The organism is Dactylosporangium roseum, assembly GCF_025264685.1.
Lineage (GTDB): Bacteria > Actinomycetota > Actinomycetes > Mycobacteriales > Micromonosporaceae > Dactylosporangium > Dactylosporangium roseum.
This window is the reverse complement of record NZ_CP073721.1, coordinates 3,049,313-3,066,892: the sequence shown is the minus strand read 5'-3', so window position 1 is coordinate 3,066,892 and position 17,580 is coordinate 3,049,313. Positions and strand designations below refer to the sequence as shown.

At 69.4% G+C, this 17,580-nt stretch carries 14 protein-coding genes; 12 read left to right on the top strand and 2 right to left on the bottom strand.

What is annotated here, in order from left to right:
• Positions 1–25: 25 nt before the first annotated feature.
• The 10 genes from Drose_RS14495 (at position 26) to Drose_RS14450 (ending at position 11,573) form a co-directional block, all read left to right on the top strand.
• Entirely contained in the window at positions 26–1,150 is a 1,125-nt protein-coding gene (locus tag Drose_RS14495) for a Gfo/Idh/MocA family protein (RefSeq protein WP_260728715.1), read from the top strand.
• Entirely contained in the window at positions 1,095–2,369 is a 1,275-nt protein-coding gene (locus Drose_RS14490; protein WP_260728714.1) for a DegT/DnrJ/EryC1/StrS family aminotransferase, read from the top strand. Before Drose_RS14495 ends, Drose_RS14490 begins: the two co-directional genes overlap by 56 nt.
• A 43-nt stretch (positions 2,370–2,412) precedes the next feature.
• The gene (locus Drose_RS14485; RefSeq protein ID WP_260728713.1) at positions 2,413–4,314 is read left to right on the top strand and encodes a non-ribosomal peptide synthetase; all 1,902 of its coding nucleotides are present in this window, start codon (positions 2,413–2,415) and stop codon (positions 4,312–4,314) included.
• Positions 4,311–5,063, top strand: a complete 753-nt coding sequence (locus Drose_RS14480; protein ID WP_260728712.1) for a thioesterase II family protein — start codon at positions 4,311–4,313, stop codon at positions 5,061–5,063. The genes Drose_RS14485 and Drose_RS14480 overlap by 4 nt, the downstream gene beginning before the upstream one ends.
• 104 nt (positions 5,064–5,167) lie before the next feature.
• Positions 5,168–6,367: an aminotransferase family protein gene (locus tag Drose_RS14475; RefSeq protein WP_260728711.1), complete on the top strand. Its 1,200-nt coding sequence runs from the start codon at positions 5,168–5,170 to the stop codon at positions 6,365–6,367.
• Entirely contained in the window at positions 6,364–7,710 is a 1,347-nt protein-coding gene (locus tag Drose_RS14470; RefSeq protein WP_260728710.1) for a thymidine phosphorylase, read from the top strand. Before Drose_RS14475 ends, Drose_RS14470 begins: the two co-directional genes overlap by 4 nt.
• Before the next feature lie 17 nt (positions 7,711–7,727).
• Positions 7,728–8,627, top strand: a complete 900-nt coding sequence (locus Drose_RS14465; protein WP_260728709.1) for a TauD/TfdA family dioxygenase — start codon at positions 7,728–7,730, stop codon at positions 8,625–8,627.
• Positions 8,624–9,601: an alpha/beta hydrolase gene (locus tag Drose_RS14460; protein WP_260728708.1), complete on the top strand. Its 978-nt coding sequence runs from the start codon at positions 8,624–8,626 to the stop codon at positions 9,599–9,601. The genes Drose_RS14465 and Drose_RS14460 overlap by 4 nt, the downstream gene beginning before the upstream one ends.
• A gap of 22 nt (positions 9,602–9,623) precedes the next feature.
• On the top strand, positions 9,624–10,781 hold the full coding sequence (locus Drose_RS14455) for a glycosyltransferase (protein WP_260728707.1): 1,158 nt from the start codon (positions 9,624–9,626) through the stop codon (positions 10,779–10,781).
• A 9-nt stretch (positions 10,782–10,790) separates the two neighbouring features.
• Complete coding sequence (locus Drose_RS14450; protein ID WP_260728706.1) at positions 10,791–11,573, top strand: inositol monophosphatase family protein; 783 nt, start codon at positions 10,791–10,793, stop codon at positions 11,571–11,573.
• A 10-nt stretch (positions 11,574–11,583) separates the two neighbouring features.
• Here the strand turns inward: Drose_RS14450 and Drose_RS14445 are convergent, their stop codons facing one another.
• Positions 11,584–12,816 (bottom strand): family 4 glycosyl hydrolase, encoded by a 1,233-nt coding sequence (locus tag Drose_RS14445; protein WP_260728705.1) that lies wholly within the window; start codon positions 12,814–12,816, stop codon positions 11,584–11,586.
• Between the two features lie 154 nt (positions 12,817–12,970).
• On the opposite strand from Drose_RS14445, the gene Drose_RS14440 reads away from it, so the two are divergent.
• Together Drose_RS14440 and Drose_RS14435 are read left to right on the top strand one after the other, a co-directional pair.
• Entirely contained in the window at positions 12,971–13,765 is a 795-nt protein-coding gene (locus tag Drose_RS14440; protein WP_260728704.1) for a PIG-L family deacetylase, read from the top strand.
• A gap of 72 nt (positions 13,766–13,837) precedes the next feature.
• The gene (locus tag Drose_RS14435) at positions 13,838–14,728 is read left to right on the top strand and encodes an aminoglycoside phosphotransferase family protein (protein ID WP_260728703.1); all 891 of its coding nucleotides are present in this window, start codon (positions 13,838–13,840) and stop codon (positions 14,726–14,728) included.
• Between the two features lie 43 nt (positions 14,729–14,771).
• On the opposite strand, the gene Drose_RS14430 is transcribed toward Drose_RS14435, so the two are convergent.
• On the bottom strand, positions 14,772–17,522 hold the full coding sequence (locus Drose_RS14430; protein WP_260728702.1) for a helix-turn-helix transcriptional regulator: 2,751 nt from the start codon (positions 17,520–17,522) through the stop codon (positions 14,772–14,774).
• Positions 17,523–17,580 lie beyond the last annotated feature (58 nt).

Sequence of the window (17,580 nt, the reverse complement as noted above, 5' to 3'; positions counted from 1 at the left end):
AAATGGCGGTCGAGGGGGAGGACCTGTGGGCGGCGTGCCCGAACTACGTTGCTTATTGATCGGAGTCGGACGCCGAGCACTGGACGACTACGTGCCGGCATTAGCAGAGCTGGCTCCCCGGGTAGAGTTCGTGGCCGCATGTGATGTGGACCGCTCAGCCGAAGAGCGTCTCAACGAGAAACTTTCGACGGTACAGCAAATTGTCGCTCCACGATTTTTCACCGACCGAGCGGCCGCCATGGACGAGACCAGTCCGAATTTCGCCATTGTCGCCACCCCGCACCACACTCATCTGGACGTCGCGCGGGACCTCATTCTTCGAGGGATTCCCTTTCTCAAGGAAAAGCCCTTCGCCATCTCTCTTCCGCAGGCTCATGAGCTGGCCCACCTGCTCCGTCAGGAAGACTCCTTCATGCGCCTGTGCGTCCAGCGGCGGTATCATCCACTTTACGCGTACGCAAAATCAGCGCTGGCACAAATCGGTGATGTGCGTCATTTCGAAGCCATCTACCAGTTGAACGCCGACGGTTACCGGGACGGTTGGCGCGCCCATCCGAATACGTCCGGCGGCGGCGCGATCATCGACATGGGATATCACATGATCGATGTTCTCCAGTGGTTCTTCGGGCCTCCGTCGCTGGCGTACGCGACGACCGCGCCGAAGTTGATTCCATCGGCTTCCTACGACGTCGAAGAGACCGTTCTCGCCAATCTCACCTACCGCAACGGAACCACCGGCACCCTTCGCCTCTCGCTGTGTGAGGCAACCAAGGAAGAAAAGATCAGAATCTATGGTGCCGAAGGGCACATCGAGCTGACCCGGCAATATCTCCGGCGTTACGACCGGTCGAACAACTTGACGGAAGAAGTCGACGGTGACGGCGACTGGGCCACACCGGCCGAAGTTGTGCTGGACACCCTCGCCAAGCTTTCCGACCGGGACGTCGTCGCGCAGGAGGTGGCGGACGGATTGGACATCATCTCGGCCATCGACGCGCTCTATCGCTCGATCGTCCAGCAGGCCCCAGTGAAACCGACGGACCGGGAGACGTGCAGTGCCTGTTACGACCCTAGCCATCGACGGCGCGACTCCCGTGCTGACCAGCAGTACAGAGTATTGCTGGCCGAAGCAGCGACCAGAATGGCGTGATCTCGTCAATCGGCAGCTCAGCAGTGGGAAACTGTCGATCTACGACAAGTCCGGCGTGGTGGCGGACTTCGAGGACGCCTGGTCCAAACAGCATGACGTGCGATACGGGCTGGTGATGAACTCCGGCACCGCCGCGCTGCACTCCGCGTTCTACGGCATCGGAATCGGCCCGGGCGACGAGGTCCTCTGCCCCACGTACACCTTCTTCGCCACCTCTGCGTCCCTGTTCCAGCTCGGCGCGCTGCCGGTCCTCGTCGACTGCCTCCCGGACGGCTCGTTCGACCCCGAGGCGGCCGCCCGGCTCGTCACCGACCGGACCAAGGCCGTCGTCATCACCCACATGTGGGGCCTGCCCTGCGACATGGCCGCCGTCACGGCATTCGCCGAGCAGCACGGCCTCGATCTCGTCGAGGACTGCTCGCACGCGCACGGCGCGACCTTCCGGGGCCGCCGGGTCGGCGCCTTCGGCGCCGCGGGGGCGTGGAGCCTGCAGACGCAGAAGATCATCGCGGCCGGCGAGGGCGGTGTGCTGGCCACCGACCGGCTCGACGTCTACGACAGGGCTCAGTTGCTCGGTCACTTCAACAAACGCGCCATGAACGAGATGGATCCGGACGGCCCGCTGTACGCCTACTCGGTCACCGGGCTGGGCCTCAAGTATCGAGCCCACCCGCTGGGTATCGCCTTCGCCGTGGGCCAGGTCGCGGAACTGGACGATTGGATCGGCGGCAAGCAGCGGTACGCGGCGGACATCGCGGAGTACTTCACCCGCATCGACGGTGTCACCGCGTTGACGATGTCCACACCGGAACGGATCTCGGCGCACTACGCGCTCCTGTTCGAGGTCGATCCGGGCCAAGTTCCCGGAGGCCGGGACTGGCTGGTCGCGGCCTGCAACGCCGAAGGCCTGACCGACGTCGACGTACCCAAAGCCACCTCGCCGCTGCACACCCTGCACCTGTTTCAGCATCCGATGTCGCCGGTGACCACCTACGACCGTGCGTGCGTTCGGTCGGACTACCCGGTCGCCGAGCGCTTGGCCGCGCGTACGTTCAAGATCCCAGTCCCGTGCGGGCCACGGGGATTCGAGGACGAGGACGACCGGTACCTCGATGCCGTGCGCAAGGTGACGGACCGCATCGCGGCGTATCTGGCGCCCTCGCACACCGGCGCACTCACCGTGAACGACACGGCCGACGGGCAGGACGGTGTGGCCTGACATGCCGATGTTGGGATCGGCAGAGCGGGGCGTGGGAGATCCATTGCCTGAGGGGTCCCGCGCTCCCGTCCACGAGCAGGTCTTCGCCGTCGCGCGACATTCGCCGGCACAGGTCGCGGTCTCCGGCCCCGGCTCGGCTCTCACCTACGGTGAGCTGCGGCAACATGCGGAGCGGCTCAGCGCGCGACTGTGCGACGCCGGCTGCGGCCCGGGCGCCCGGGTGGGGGTGGTCTGCGAGCCGTCGGCGGACATGACTGTGGCGGTGCTCGGTGTTCTGGCCTCCGGTGCGGCGTACGTGCCGATCGACATCACCCTTCCGCCGGCCAGGGTCCGGGCGGTGCTGGCCGACGCCGATGTGTCGGCCGTGGTCGCCGACACCCCAGGAGTGCCGGTGGTGACCGGCGCTCTCGACGGTTCCCCCGGCCGCGCCTTGGCGTCTCCCGGCGAGGCTCTGACCGTGTTCCAGGTCAACGCCACGGGCCGGACGCCGGCCGGACCCGCCGCGTACGTCATCTACACCTCCGGGACCACCGGTGAGGCCAAAGGCGTCGTCGTCGAGCACGAGCAGCTCACGGCCTCGACCCGGGCCCGATTGTCGATCTATCCCGGCGCCGCCACGTTCCTGCTCGTGTCACCACTCGCGTTCGACTCCTCGGCCGCGGGAATCTGGGGCACGCTGACCTCCGGTGGCCATCTCGTGATCGCCTCAGCGGATCAGGTTCGGGACGCCGACCGGCTGGTGTCCTTGATCGCTCAGCACCGGGTCACGCGGATGCTCTGCATCCCGTCGCTGTACGGACGCGTGCTGGACGCGGCCGAACGGGACGGGACGGTTCCGCTCGCCTCGCTCGACGTCGTGATCGTCGCCGGCGAGACGCTGCCGGAGTCCCTGCTGCGCCGGCACTTCGCCGTCCACGGCGACGACGTGGCGCTGGTCAACGAGTACGGCCCGACCGAGGCGACCGTCTTCGCGAGCTATCGATGGTTCTCCGCGCCCGGGCCGGTCACCATCGGCCGCCCGATTCCCGGCGCCCGGCTGTACATTCTCGACGAGAGCAGGCGGCCCGTCGCACCGGGCGTCGAGGGCGAGCTGTACATCGGCGGTGCGGGTGTCGCCCGCGGATATCTCGGCAAGCCCGACGCCACGGCACGCGCCTTCGTCGCGGACCCGTTCGACCCCGACCCCGCCGCCCGGATGTTCCGTACCGGCGACGTCGCCCGGTGGGCGCCCGACGGTGAGCTGGAGTTCCTCGGGCGGCGCGACCACCAGGTGAAAATTCGAGGCCACCGGGTCGAACTCGGTGCCGTCGAAGAGCAGCTTCGCCTGACCGCCAACGTCAAGGACGCGGTGGCGCTTCCGGATGCGACCGGGGAACAACTGATCGCCTTCGTCACCGCCTCGGGCGAGATTTCGGAGGCCGCGGTACGCGACCAGCTACGCGCCCACCTTCCCGCGGTCATGGTGCCGGCCGTGCACGTGGTGCCGGAGTTCCCACTCACCCCCAACGGCAAGGTGGACCGCGCTCGTCTGGCCGAGCAGGTCCGGGCCGAGGCCGCGCGGGCCGCCGTGGTGAGCACTGCCGAGCGCCCGTCACCGCACACGTCGAAGCTGGCGCAGGTGCGGGCCGCGTGGGCCCGGGTGCTGAACATCGAGGAGGTTCCCGTCGATGTGAACTTCTTCGACATGGGTGGACATTCGCTTGCCATGTTCCGACTTCAGGATGCCTTGGAGGAGTTCACCGGCTCGCGCCCGCCCGTCCTGGCCCTGTTCCGCCACACCACCGTCGCGGAGCAGGTCTCCTACCTCGAGTCGCAGGGGTCGGGACCGGCCGAGCCGTCGCAGGCGCGGACCCGAGCCGCGCGAACACGACGTACCCGCGGGGGGCGAAGCCTGACGACCCCCGGCGCCGGGGACCGGGCCGTGCCTGGCGATGGTGCGCGATGACCGGGTCGGGTGTCTGGCTCCAACGGTGGGGGGCGCCGGCCCGGGCCACCCATACGCTGGTCTGCTTCCCGCACGCGGGTGGCTCAGCGTCGTTCTACCGCGGCTGGGCACCGCGTCTACCGGCCGCGGAGGTGCTCGCGGTCTGCTATCCGGGCCGGGCACAACGGATCGACGAGGAGCCGGAGACGGATCTCCGCCGGATGGCGTACGACGTCGCGGCCGACCTGTGTACGCATGCCGGCGGCCGACCGCTTCTGCTCTTCGGACACAGCATGGGCGCGGCGGTGGCTCTCGAAACCGCTCGGGCACTGGAGTCCGGCGGCGTTCCGGTGGCCCATCTGTTCGCCTCCGGATCGCGCGACGCACCGCTGCCGGAGCCCGTCGCGGACGACGGCCGGACGGACACCGACGAAGAAGCGATCCAGCAGTTGGCGCGCATGGGCGGAACCAGCCGGGAAATGTTGGACGATCCCGTCTTCCGGGAGCTGATCCTGCCGTACGTCACCGCGGACAGCCGGATGTTTCACGCCTATCGGATGGCTCCGGAGCCGGTCCTTCGATGCCCGGTGACGGTGCTGACCGGTGATCGGGACACCGACGCGGACACCCGGCCGTGGGGCACGCTGACTACCGGTACCGTCGCACGGCTGACGGCACGCGGGGACCATTTCTACCTGACGAACAACCCGCCGTACGACGTGTTGGCGACGGCCATGACCTTCGGCGACTCCAACTCGCGTACTCCATGACCTCACGGGGGCCGGAGCACATGCACGTAACACAGGAGCAAATCCGCGACAGGGACCACCTGTGGCACATCTGGTCTCCACTGAAGGCCGATATGGCAGGCCTGATGCTGGTCAAGGGCACCGGCTGCTACGTGACCGACCAGCACGGCCGGGAGTACCTGGACGCTTCCTCCCCGAACCTCACGTGCGGCTACGCCGTACCGGAGGTGGCACATGCGGTGGGTGAGCAAGCGTCCCGGATGCACGGTTACGACCTGTCGGTGGCGAGCCACGACACGGCCGGCGCCCTGGCCGAACGCGTGGCCGGACTGATGCCGGCCGACCTCTCCCGGACGCTGCTGACCAACAGCGGGACGGAGGCCGTGGAGGCCGCGCTGCTCATCGCGGGAATGTACGCTGGGCTGCGTGGTGATCCCCGCACTCGGGTCGTCACCTTCGCGACCGGCTATCACGGCTCGACCGTGCTGGCCCGGAGCCTGTCCGGGCTGGCGCACCTCGACCACCCGTTCCACCAGCCGATGCCGGTCACCCGGGTCACTCTCCCGTCGCCGGCCCGCGAGATGCGGTCGCCGGAGGCGCTGGACATGCTTCTCGCCGCGTTCCGGGCGGCGCTGGCAGGTGACGGGCAGGAGCCGCCGCTGGCGGTCGTCGTCGAGCCGCTGATCAACGTGGGCGGCGGTGTCGTGCTGCCGCCCGGGTTCCTCAGCGGATTGCGCCGGCTCTGCGACGAGTACGGCGCACTGCTCATCCTCGACGAGGTGTCGACGGGCTACGGGCGTACCGGGCGGATGTTCGCCTTCGAGCACGAGGGCGTCGTCGCCGACATCGTGGTCACCAGCAAGGGGCTCGCCGGCGGCTATGCGCCCATCAGCGCCGTCAGCGTCCGCGAGTCGATCTACACCGCCTTCGGCCGGGATCCGTTCGTGGGCGGTCTCCGGTTCGGGCAGACGACGTCGGGGCACGGCATCGCCTGCGCCGCCGCCCTGGCCACGCTCGACCTTCTCGTCCGGGACGACCTCGCCGGCCGCGCCCAGCGCCTCGGCGAGGTGCTGATGGACGCACTGCGGGAGCTGGCCGGAACACGAGGTGTCGCCGATGTCCGGGGCATGGGTCTGTTCGTGTCGTTGGAGTTCGAGGACGAGACCACCGCGGTCGCCGTGGTCACGGCCGCACAGCAGCGGGGTCTGCTGCTGCGGCGGCAGGGTGCCGTGGTCATGGCCGTGCCGCCACTGACGATCGACGAGACGACGCTCGATCTGCTCGTCGAGCGGATCCGCTCGGCTGTTCGGGAGGTTGCCGCATGACCACACCCGGGTCCACCCGTAGCAGCGCGGCCATCGCCGCCTCGGCCCGGATCCTGGATTCGGTCAACCGGAAGCGCGCGAACGGCACATTGCCCGACGACGAGATCGAAGCCATCGTCGCGGATTTCGTGGCCGGGCGGATCCCGGACTACCAGATGTCGGCCTGGCTGGCGACGGTCGCCTGCCGCGGCCTCTCCACCCCGGAGCTGACCGCTCTCACCCGTTCCTACACCCGCGATGGCGGACGCCTGGACTTCAGCGGCGTCGACGGCCCGGTCGTCGACAAACACAGCACCGGCGGCGTCGGGGACACCACGACGCTTATCGTCGTGCCCGTGGTGGCGGCCTGTGGCGTCCCGGTGGCGAAGATGACGGGCCGGGCCCTGGGTTTCGCCGGTGGAACACTCGACAAGCTCGAGTCCATCTCCGGCCTGCGGGTGCACCTGCCGGCCGACGAGGTGGTACCGATGATCCGGTCGGTCGGAATGGTCATCACCGGCCAGAGCGGTGATCTGACGCCGGGCGACGGTGCGACCTACGCGCTCCGGGACGTGACCGGGACGGTCGAGAGCATTCCGCTGATCGCGGCCAGCATCGTCAGCAAGAAGGTCGCCGTGCACGCGGACGGCCTGGTACTGGACATCAAGACCGGGGCGGGCGCCCTGATCCCCGACCGGGACAGGGCCGTCGAGCTCACTCGGACCATGCTTGATCTCGCGCGGTCGTTCGGCCTCAGCACCCGGGCGGTACTCAGCGACATGAGTCAGCCGCTGGGACCGGCCGTCGGCAACGCAGTGGAGATCAAACAGGCGCTCGCGGTGCTGCGGGGCGAGCGCAGCCCCGGCCTGTGGGATCTGTGCGCGACCATCTGCCGCCTGATGCTGCAGAGCGCCGATCCGGGACTGTCCGACGAGGAAGCAGAACTCAAGATCAACAAGGCTCTCGACGACGGCTCCGCATACGAGATGTTCCTGCGCTGGGCGGCCGCCCAGGGCGCGGACGTCACCGTCCTGGAGCGCCCCGACCGGCTCCCCTCGGCTACCGGCCGGCTCCTCGTCACCGCCGACGAGTCGGGCCTGGTCACCCAGATCGATCCGCGGGCCGTGGGCAGCGCCACCCTGCTCATGGGCGTCGGGCGACTGACCCACGACGCGCCGCTCGACTACGGCTCCGGCGTCCTGCTGCACCGGCGCGTCGGCGACCGGGTCAGCACCGGCGACGTGCTGGCCGAGCTGCACTACAACGCCGGTGACATCGAAGGCGCCCGGTCGCTGGTACACAAAGCATTCGTCATCGGGGACGAGACGCCGGACGTACCGCCGGCCGTCCACGAGATCTTCTGACCGGAGAGGACTGCCGCATGGCCGCGATGCCCGCACCCGACGATCTCCGGCACGCCGTGGACGCGGACGCCGTCTCCTTCGACTCGATCCCGCCCGACCCGGTGGCGATCCCTGACGCCGGTCACATCCCGGACGCCGCGGTCGCGGACCTCGTCGCCCGCTACCGGAGCAACGGGTTTGCCCGCCTGCGTTTCGTCGACGGGCCATGGACCGAACAGGCGGTCGAAAGCCTCGCCTCGGCACTGGACCTCGGTGAGCCCTTCATCCCGCCGCTGTACAAGCGGGGCGGATACACCTCACCGGCGGTGTCGCACATCAGCGCCCCGGCCCGCACGGACACGTCCGAGCCCAGCCATCCGCACTTCCAGACGACGGTCGGGCAGGACTTGCACTGCGACGGAACCCTCCAGGACATCGGTGTGGTGAAGTCGGCGATCCTGCTCTGCCAGTCGCACGGCGTGGACGGCGGGACCAGCACCGTCTTCAACTCGTACGCCGCGTTCGCCGAGTTGCTGGCGGCCGACCCGGAGGCCGCCCTGGCCCTGACCCGGCGCGGCGTACTGGTACGCCGGGCGACGTTCAACGGCTCGACCGAGATCAACGAGAGTCCTGTCTTCACCGTGCTCGACGGACGTCTGGTGTGCCGGTACTGCGTGGACGCGACGGATAGCTGGGCCGTGCCGGACGGCAGCGACCCGGAACCCATCGGGCGCGGGCTCGACTTTCTCGACAAGGCCCGCCAGGAGGGCAGCCCGTACATCCGGCGGTTCGACCTCGCGCCGGGGGAAGCCATCGTCATGGACAACACCCGGATCTCCCACGCACGCGACGCCTACCGGGACGGTCCGGACCAGCGCCGCTCCATGTTCCGGAGCCTGCACCTGCGCCATCCGTCGTCGAAGTCCGGGCCGGCATGATCCTGGGAAGTCCGCCGCCGTTCGATCCGGAACTTGACGGGCCGCTCCGCGACATCCTCGCCGAGCTGCCGCCGCTGAGCTTCGAGACGATCGCCGACCGGCGGGCCGGCACCGAGCGAAGCGGGTTGTCGGACGACGACATCAGACGCGGCGGAGCGTTCACCGTCGAATGGCGCACCGTCGCCGGCTTCGGCGGGAGCCCCGAGGTGCGGCTCCTGATCTGCCGTCCGGCCGCAGCTCCGGGCCCATCGCCGGTGATCTACAACATCCACGGCGGCGGCATGGTGGCCGGCGATGCCCGGTGCGCCGATCTCGACGGCGAACTGCGCCGGGCACAGGAGCTGGGGATGGCTGTGGTCGCCGTCGAGTATCGGCTGGCGCCGGAGCACCCCGATCCGATCCCGCTCGAGGACTGCTATGCCGCCCTGGAGTACATCGCCGAGCACGGCGACACGCTCGGCCTGGACTCCGGGCGGATCGTGGTCAGCGGCAACAGCGCCGGCGGTGGCCTGGCCGCCGGGATCGCGCTGCTCGCCCGCGACCGCGGGCGGGTCCGGCTCATCGGTCAGATGCTGCAGTGCCCGATGCTCGACGACCGGTGTGACACCGTGTCGGCCACGCAGATGGAGAACGTCGGGCTCTGGAACACCGCCTCCAACCGGACCGGGTGGACTGCGCTCCTGGGTGATCGCCGAGGTGGTGCCGAGGTGTCCGGCTACACGGCCCCCGCACGGGCCACCGACCTGGCCGGGCTGCCGCCCGCGTTCATCGACGTCGGCGGGGTGGAGTCGCTGCGGGACGAGGCCATGATCTATGCGATGGAGCTGTCCCGGGCCGGGGTGCCCACCGAACTGCACGTATGGGCCGGAGCGTTCCACAGCTTCGACCAATGGGTACCCGGCGCGGCCGTGTCGCAGGCCGCCGAGAGTGCCCGCGCGTCCTGGCTACGCAGGACACTTCGCCAGGCCCGATGACAGCGGTTCGGAGGAGACCCGGATGCGGAAACCCAAGCTCAGCCTGATCATCCCGTACGAGCGACGTCTGGACAATCTGAAACTCGCCCTGCAAGGTCTGCTCAACCAGACCATGGACCCGGCGGAGTTCGAGGTCGTCATCGGCACCACGAAGTACGACGAGGATTTCGTCGTGGCCTGCGACAAAGCGGCTCGCCATCTCAATCTCGTGACCGTCATGACGCACGAGCGGTTCGAAATCCCGCGCGCCCGCAACATGGCCATGCGCCAGGCGAGCGGTGCCGTGACCGTCAACATGGACGCCGACACGCTGCTGCCGCCGGACGCTTTGGAGCGCCTGTACGAACGGCACTTCGCCTTCGGGCAGAACGCCTGCATCGTCGGCCAGGTGCTGGGATACGGCAACAACTACGACGGCGACGTCCGGCACGTCGAATCCGAGCCGTTCGAGATCTGGCAGAAGCGGCTTGAGGAGATGCGGTCCACCACGGACCAGCCTCTCGACCCGAGGTTCACGACCGACCACGTCATTCCGTGGAGCTTCGCCTGGACCGGCCTCATCGCGCTGCCCACAGTTCTGGTACGCGAACACGACCTGTACTTCGACGAGTCGTTCGTGGGATGGGGGGTCGACGACATCGAGTGGGGCTACCGGATCGCCGCCACCCGTGCGCCGATCGTCCTCCGCAAGGACGTCTACGCCCTCCACCTTCCGCATGTCCGGGACACCGCGGCCAACTTCGTCACCGAGGCCGCGTCCTACCGGCAGTTCCTGCGGAAGTGGCCGGGCCCGGACGTCGAGTTGGCGGCGGCCTTCAGCGATTTCGAGGCCAACGACCTGTACCTCGATTTCCTCGCCGAGTTGCGATCAGCGTTGCCGGGCGGCGCCGACCTGCTGGGAACGGTCCGGGTCACCGTCGAGGGCGCCGCCGTGGCCTTCCTGGGCGTGCCGCTCGACAGCGCTCATCGCATCGTCGACCCCGACGTGCGGCGAGCCGCCGTGTCGGCCACCGACGTCGAGGTTCTGCCTTTGGTCGGTATGGCCGTACCGTTCGACGACGCGTCGGTCACGGAGTGCCGGGTCCTGCCCACGGTCCGGGACCTGTCCGGCCGGTACCGGGAGAAGGTGATGGCGACCGCCCGCCGCCTGGCCCCGTCGGTCGTCGAGGTCGGTGCGTGAGGTCGGCGCATGAGTGAGCCGCGGATGCAGCGAAGCGACGTCGAGACACTGGTCGCGTTCGGCATCGAGTTGGCGGCCGGAGCGTGCGAGGCGATATGCGCGATACGGAACCGGCGGAGCCTCCGGGTCAAGTCCTCGCCGACCGACTACGTGACCGCGGCCGACGTGGCGAGCGACGACGCCATCCGGCGCCGGCTGACTCGGCGACGGCCGCTCGACGGCCTGGTGAGCGAGGACGGCGACGGGATCGAGGCACGTAACGGGGTGCGCTGGGTGGTCGACCCGTTGGACGGCACGGTGAACTTCCGGCACGGACTACCGAACTTCGCCGTCAGCGTCGCGTGTGAGACACATGTCGAGGGCCGCTGGCAGGCGGTGGCCGGCGTCGTCCACGACGTGACCCGCGAGGAGCGGTACAGCGCCGGCCGTGGCATGGGCAGCCGTCTCGACGACATACCGATCGCCGTCACGAATCCGGTCCACGCCGCAGAGGCGCTGGTAGGAACGGGATTCGGATATGCGGCCTCGGATCGGCGGAGGCAAGCGGCCACTGTGGCCCGTGTAGCACCCCTGGTCGCGGACATCCGGTCCACCGGCAGCACCGTCATCGACCTGTGCTGGACGGCGGCCGGCCGCCTGGACGCGTGTTTCGAGGACGAGCTGTCGCGCTGGGATTGGGCGGCCGGGCGGCTCATCGTCGAGGAGGCCGGCGGCCGCGTCACCGACTACGGCCGAGGAGTGCTGGCAGGGGGACCACACCTGCATTCCGAGCTGTGCCGGCTGCTGTCCTGAGCGTTGCCGCTCAGAGCCAGTCGAGGCGGTCACGGTTTCTTGACACCAGCAGGTCGGCCAGCCGGTGGGCCGCCTCCGCCTGGCCGATCGTCGGGTGCGCCAGCATCGCCGTACGCACCCGTTCGACGCCGCCCAGCATCGCGGCCCGCACGGCCAGTTCCTCGTACGCCGCCATGTGCGCGATGAGACCGGCGTACACCGGCTCGACCGGCCGCGGGAGAGGGCAGGCCACGGCTCCGTCGGGGCTGACGGTCACCGGCACCTCGATGATCGACTCGGGTGGGAGGAACGGGAAGAGGCCGTCGTTGCGGACGTCGACGACCTGTTCCTTCGTCGAGCGGCCCAGCAGGCCCGCCATCACGTCGACGGCGGCGTGCGAGTAGTAGGCACCTCCGCGCTCGCTGAGCAACGCGGGCTTGCTGGTGAGCGCCGGGTCCGCGTAGAGGTCCAGCAATTTCGCCTCGGTGCGGGCGACGATCTGGGCCCGCGTCTCGGTGTCGCCGCGCTGCGCGGCGACCTCGGCGTCGTGGCTGTAGAAGTATTTCAGGTACGACGAGGGAACACTGCCGAGGTCGCGCAGCACCCACTCCGGGATGCCCATGTCGTCGGCGAGCGTGCGGGAATGCCGCGCGAGCACATCGGGCAGGACGTCCTCGCCGTCCAGGAACACCTGCCGCACCCAGGAGAGATGGTTGAGCCCGACGTAGTCGAGCCGCAGCCGGTCGGGGTCCACGTCCAGTTCCTCGGCGAACCATCGGATCTTCGAGATGGCGACGTTGCAGAGTCCGACGGCCCGATGCCCCTCGTCGAGCAACGCCCGGGTGACGATGCCGACCGGGTTGGTGAAGTTGACGATCCAGGCGCGCGGCGCACGTTCCCGGACGACCCGGGCGATGTTCAGAACGACCGGCACGGTGCGCAGTGCCTTGGCCAGGCCGCCGGCCCCGGTCGTCTCCTGTCCGACGCAGCCGCACTCCAAGGGGAACGTCTCGTCGTCATGGCGCGCACGCCAGCCGCCCACCCGTAGCTGGACGACCACCATGTCCGCGTCTTCCACACCCGCGGCGAGATCGTCGGTGGTGACGACGTGCGCGGTGGTCAGGCGCTGCGCGAAACCGCCGACGATACGCCGGCGGTCCGGATCGGGGTCGATCAGCGTCACCTCGGTGACGTCGAGCTCGTCGATGCCGTCGATCAGCTCCGGCGTATACGTCGATCCCCCGCCGACCACTGCGAGCTTCATCTCCACCTGGCCTTCCGGTGATGTCGGCCGCGACCTTGCCCAGCCCGCGGACGCGATCACCCGGCTATCGTAACGATAGACTTTACTGGATGCGATCGCCCGGATAAGGTCTTGGCACCAGCGTATGGTCCTGGCACAAGGGGAGCCGCCACAGATGACCGGTGCCGGGACGCCGCCGCACTACCCATTGTGGAGTGTCGTCGCTGTATCGACGCATTTCGATGATGTCGTGCTCTCCCTCGGCGGTTTCCTGCTCGGCGTCGGCGCCCCCAAGGCGATCGCTACGGTGCACGGCCAAGCCCCCGCTCCCGGCGACAAGGTGTCGGAGTGGGACGCCGAGTGCGGCTTCACCACCGCGGCCGAGGCATTCGCCACCCGGCGCGAGGAGGACCGCCGCGCCTGCGAACTGCTCGGTGCCGATCAGGTGCTGCTGCCGAATCCCGACAACCCGTACCGACCGGACGGACCCCTCGCCGGGCTGGACGAACTTTTCGCCGGGCTTGATCCGAACACCCGGGTGCTCCTGCCGATCGGCGTCAACCAACCGGACCACGCCGCCGTTCGTGACGCGGCGCTCGACGCGCTGGACCGGCTGGACCGGCGTCCGCCCTGGTTCTACGCCGACCTGCCGTACGCCGCGGCGCTCGTTCCGGACTGGCGCGACGCGACGGAGGAGGAGCTGAGCGTGGCGCTCGACCGGAACGATCATGCGTACCGGGAGCTACGCTCGCGACTCGGCGTCGAGCCCCGGCCCGGACGGCGGATCGACGACCGGACGTGGCAGCGCAAGCGGCAAGCCATCTTCAGCTATTCCTCCCAGCTCAGTCTGGTCGGGGCCATGGGCGAAGTGCAGCACATGGGTCCGATGCTGCGCTTCCCCGGGGCGATGCAGCGGGAATTCATCGTCGCGGCACCGTCCGCGCGGGGGGCGGACGGTGTGATTGACTGACGCGCGTTCCTCATGGAACCAACCGACCAGTGCCGTCAGGGCTACCACGATCGGAATTCACCACCCATGGCCATGCACGATGATGAGATCGACGTTCGCGAGGATGTCGTCCGGGCGTTGATCGCCGACCAGTTCCCCGACTGGGCGGGCGCGCCGGTCCGGCGGATCGCGTCGGACGGGACCGTGAACGCGATCTTCCGGATCGGGGACGAGGCGGCGGCCCGGTTCCTGCTGCGGGGGCGGACGGTCGACGCGGCCCGCACGGTCCTGGAGCGCGAGGCCGATGCCTCCCGGCGATTCGCCGAGCACAGCCCGGTTCCGGCGCCCAGGCCGATCGCGATCGGCGAGCCCGGGGAGGGATATCCGCTGCCGTGGGCGGTGCAGACCTGGCTGCCGGGGACGATCGCCCCGATCGAGTTCGAGGGGTCCGCGGCCTTCGCCCACGACCTCGCCGGGCTGATCAGCGCGCTGCGGGCCACCGACACCCAGGGCCGGATCTTCCAGGGCGACAACCGCGGTGGCGATATCCGCGATCACGACGAGTGGGTCGAGGAATGCTTCGAGAAGAGTGTGGATCTGCTCGACGTCCCGTACCTGCGCCGCCTGTGGGATCACTTCCGCGACCTGCCCCGCACGTCAGTGGACGTCATGTCGCACGGCGACCTGCAGCCGCTCAACGTTCTCGTCGCCGACGGCCGGTTGACGGGCGTGCTGGACACCGGCAGTTTCGCGCCGGCCGATCCCGCGCTGGACGCCATGGCCGGCTGGTATCTGCTGGACGACGATTCCCGGGCGGTTTTCCGTGAGGAGCTGAACTGCGACGACCTGGAATGGGAACGCAGCAAGGCGTGGTCCTTCGAACAATGCCTCGGCGCGATCTGGTATTACGTCGACTCGAATCCGGTCATGCACCGCATGGGCCGCCTGGTCTTGGACCGGATAACCGCGAACACGAAGATCTGATCTGAGTTCCCCGCGCTCGACACGGTCGGGCCAGCACCCTCGATCAGGCCGATCGCAAAATCTCCTGTTGCAGCAGCGGTATAAGGTCGGACCGGCGGGAAACCTCGACCTTGCGGTAGATGCGCGTCAAGTGCTGCTCGACCGTGCTGAGGGTGATGCAGAGCTTGCGCGCGATCTGCCGGTTGGTGTGCCCACGCGCCGCCAGCGCCGCCACCTTGCGTTCCGCGCCGCTGAGCGCGGCCAGGCGCTGGTTGTCGGCCTGCGGCCCGGGCGGTTCCAGTTCGTCGGCGCCGGGGTGAAGGCTGCGGTATAACTGCTCGGCGTTGCACTCCCGGGCCACCGTCGAGGCCCGGCGGAGCAGCACCCGGGCCTGGCTCGACCGGCCGAGATCCTGCTGGGCGCGGCTGAGCTCCGAGATGGCGTGCGCGAGGCCGAGCCGGTCGCCGGCGTCCTGCAACTGCTCGATGGCCTCGTACAGCAGCGGCGGACGCCGCGCGAGCTCGCTCGTCGCGGCCAGCAGGCGCAAGGCATAACCGCGCACGTACGGGTGATCGCTCGCTCGGGCCAGTTGCTCGGAGGCGAGCTTCCGGGCCCGCTGCACCTCACCGAGCCGCAGGTGGGCCCAGCCGGCATCGGTGCGCCATTGCGCGACGGCGGCCACGTCGAGGCCCCAGGAGTCCAGCATGTCGCCGCAGATGCTGAAGTCCTCGATGGCGGCCCGGCAGGCGCCAGTGGCCACCCGGTAGCGACCGCGGGCGATCAGGTAGTTGACGCCGTAGGGGGTGTGGAACATGGCGGGCGGCACCGGCTGGTTGAGCTGGTCGGCCGCGACCTCGTAGTCGCCGATCGCCACGGCCACGTTGATTGCGGCGGCGCGGGGCGCGCCGACCACGATGCCCCAACTCTCGGGTGGCATGATGCGCAGCGCCATCGCCGCGTGTCGCGCGGCGGCGCTCAGGTCGCCCGTCCGGTAGGAGATTTCGGCCCGGATCGCCGTCAGCACGGCCTGCCAGGTCGGCGCATTGCAGCCGGCGAGCCGGCCGAACAGGTCGTCGCAGCCCGCGGCGGCCAGTTCCAGGCGACCGGTGCTGAGCAGGGCGGTCAACGACGACACGAGCGAGCTGACCGTACGATCGTCGACGCCCGGCGTGCGCAGCACGCGGACCGCGGCGTTGATCAGGTCGTCCTTCTGCCGTTCGGTCACGTTGTCCAGCACCAGCATCGCCTCGGCCGGGTGGTGGGTCACCATCGGCGCGGCGACCTTGGCGGGAACGGCGGACGGTGCCGGAGGCAGCCGGCGCGCCATGGCCGGATACCAGGTGGCCAGCCAGCGACTGGCCCGCCAGATCTCGGCGTCGGTCTCCGGCTCGACCGGGCCCTCGGCGATCAGCTTCACGAGCAGGCTGGTGGCGTCGTCGCCGCGGCCGAACCACATCGAACACCAGATCGGAACGAACACGGCCGGGCCGCGGAGCGTGCCGTGGCGGACCGCGGCCACCAGCTCGGGGAGGTGGCGTGCGGCGATGGACGGATTGACCCGCCATCCCACGTAGGCGATGGTGGCCCGGATCGTCATCCGTTCGGTCTCGTCGTCGGTTGTCCGGTAGGCCAGCTTGAGGTATTCGACGGCGCGTTGCACCTCGCCGTCGTGCGAGGCCACCTCGGCCGCCTGCCGAAGCACGGCGACCACCCATGGGGCGTCCACGCGAATGCCGGAGGCGTAGAGGTGATCGGCCACGATGACCGCGTCGGCGCCGTCTTCGTACAACAGTTGGGCGGCGCGGGTGTGCAGGTCGAGCAGGCTTTCCCGGGAGATGGCCCGGTAGACGGCCGCCTCCGCGGCGGGATGGCGGAACCTCCCGCCGTCGAGCAGGCCGGCGGCCTCGAGCCCACGGATGATCCGCGCCACGTAGTCGGGCTCGGCCTCCAGAAACCGGGCAACCACGCCGGCCTCGCCGAACTCTCCGAGTATCGCCATGACCCGCAGCACCTGCTGGACGATGAACTGGGAGCGGTAGAGGCAGCTCAGCATCGCCGAGCCGTAGTGCTCCCCGGGACCGTCGGCGTGGCGCCTGTCCTCCATCCAGCCGTGCAGCAACAGCGGGTTGCCGCCCGTGGCTTCGACGCAAGCGTCGAGGTCGTGGGCCGCCTCGGGCAGGCGATCGCGCAGCACCTGCTCGACGCCGGCGCGGCTCAGTGCGGCGGCGCGCAGGCGGCGACAGTACGGCTCCCGCTGTAGCTCGACCCGGAACGCCATGTGGGCCGGCTGCGGCCCCTGCCGCTCGGCGACGATCACGAGCAGCCGTGCGGCCCTGGCCCGGCGGGCCAGGTGCAGCAGGAACCGCAGGGACGCGGCGTCGGCGTCCTGCACGTCGTCGACACAGACGACCACCGGTAGCTGCGTGGCCAGGCCGAGGATGACGTCGTCGAGGCGCTGTAGCACCCGCCGGCTTATCAAGCGCCCGGAGTCGGACTCGATGCCGGACACGTAGGCCGCGAGCGCCGCATCCTCGAGCGTGCACGCGACCATGGAGGCGGTTTCCGGCGGCAGCGGGGCGTCGCGAAACAGTTGACGCAGCACGCCCAGCGGAGTCTGTTGCTCTGGCGGCATCCCGTCGCCGCGAAGCACGGCGGCGCCAGCCTCCACGGCACAGTCGAGGAAGGACGCGAGCAGTGCCGACCGGCCGGTGCCGACCGGTCCCTCCAGCCAGACGATGCCGGGCCGGCCCTGCTGGCAGTCGGCGAACATCCGCAGAAGGCGGGCGTGTTCTTGATCACGTTCGACCAAAACCATGGCAGTCTCGCCCCCAGTACAGCCGCGAAGCGGCCCTTATCTGCCGTGTCCCGAGATG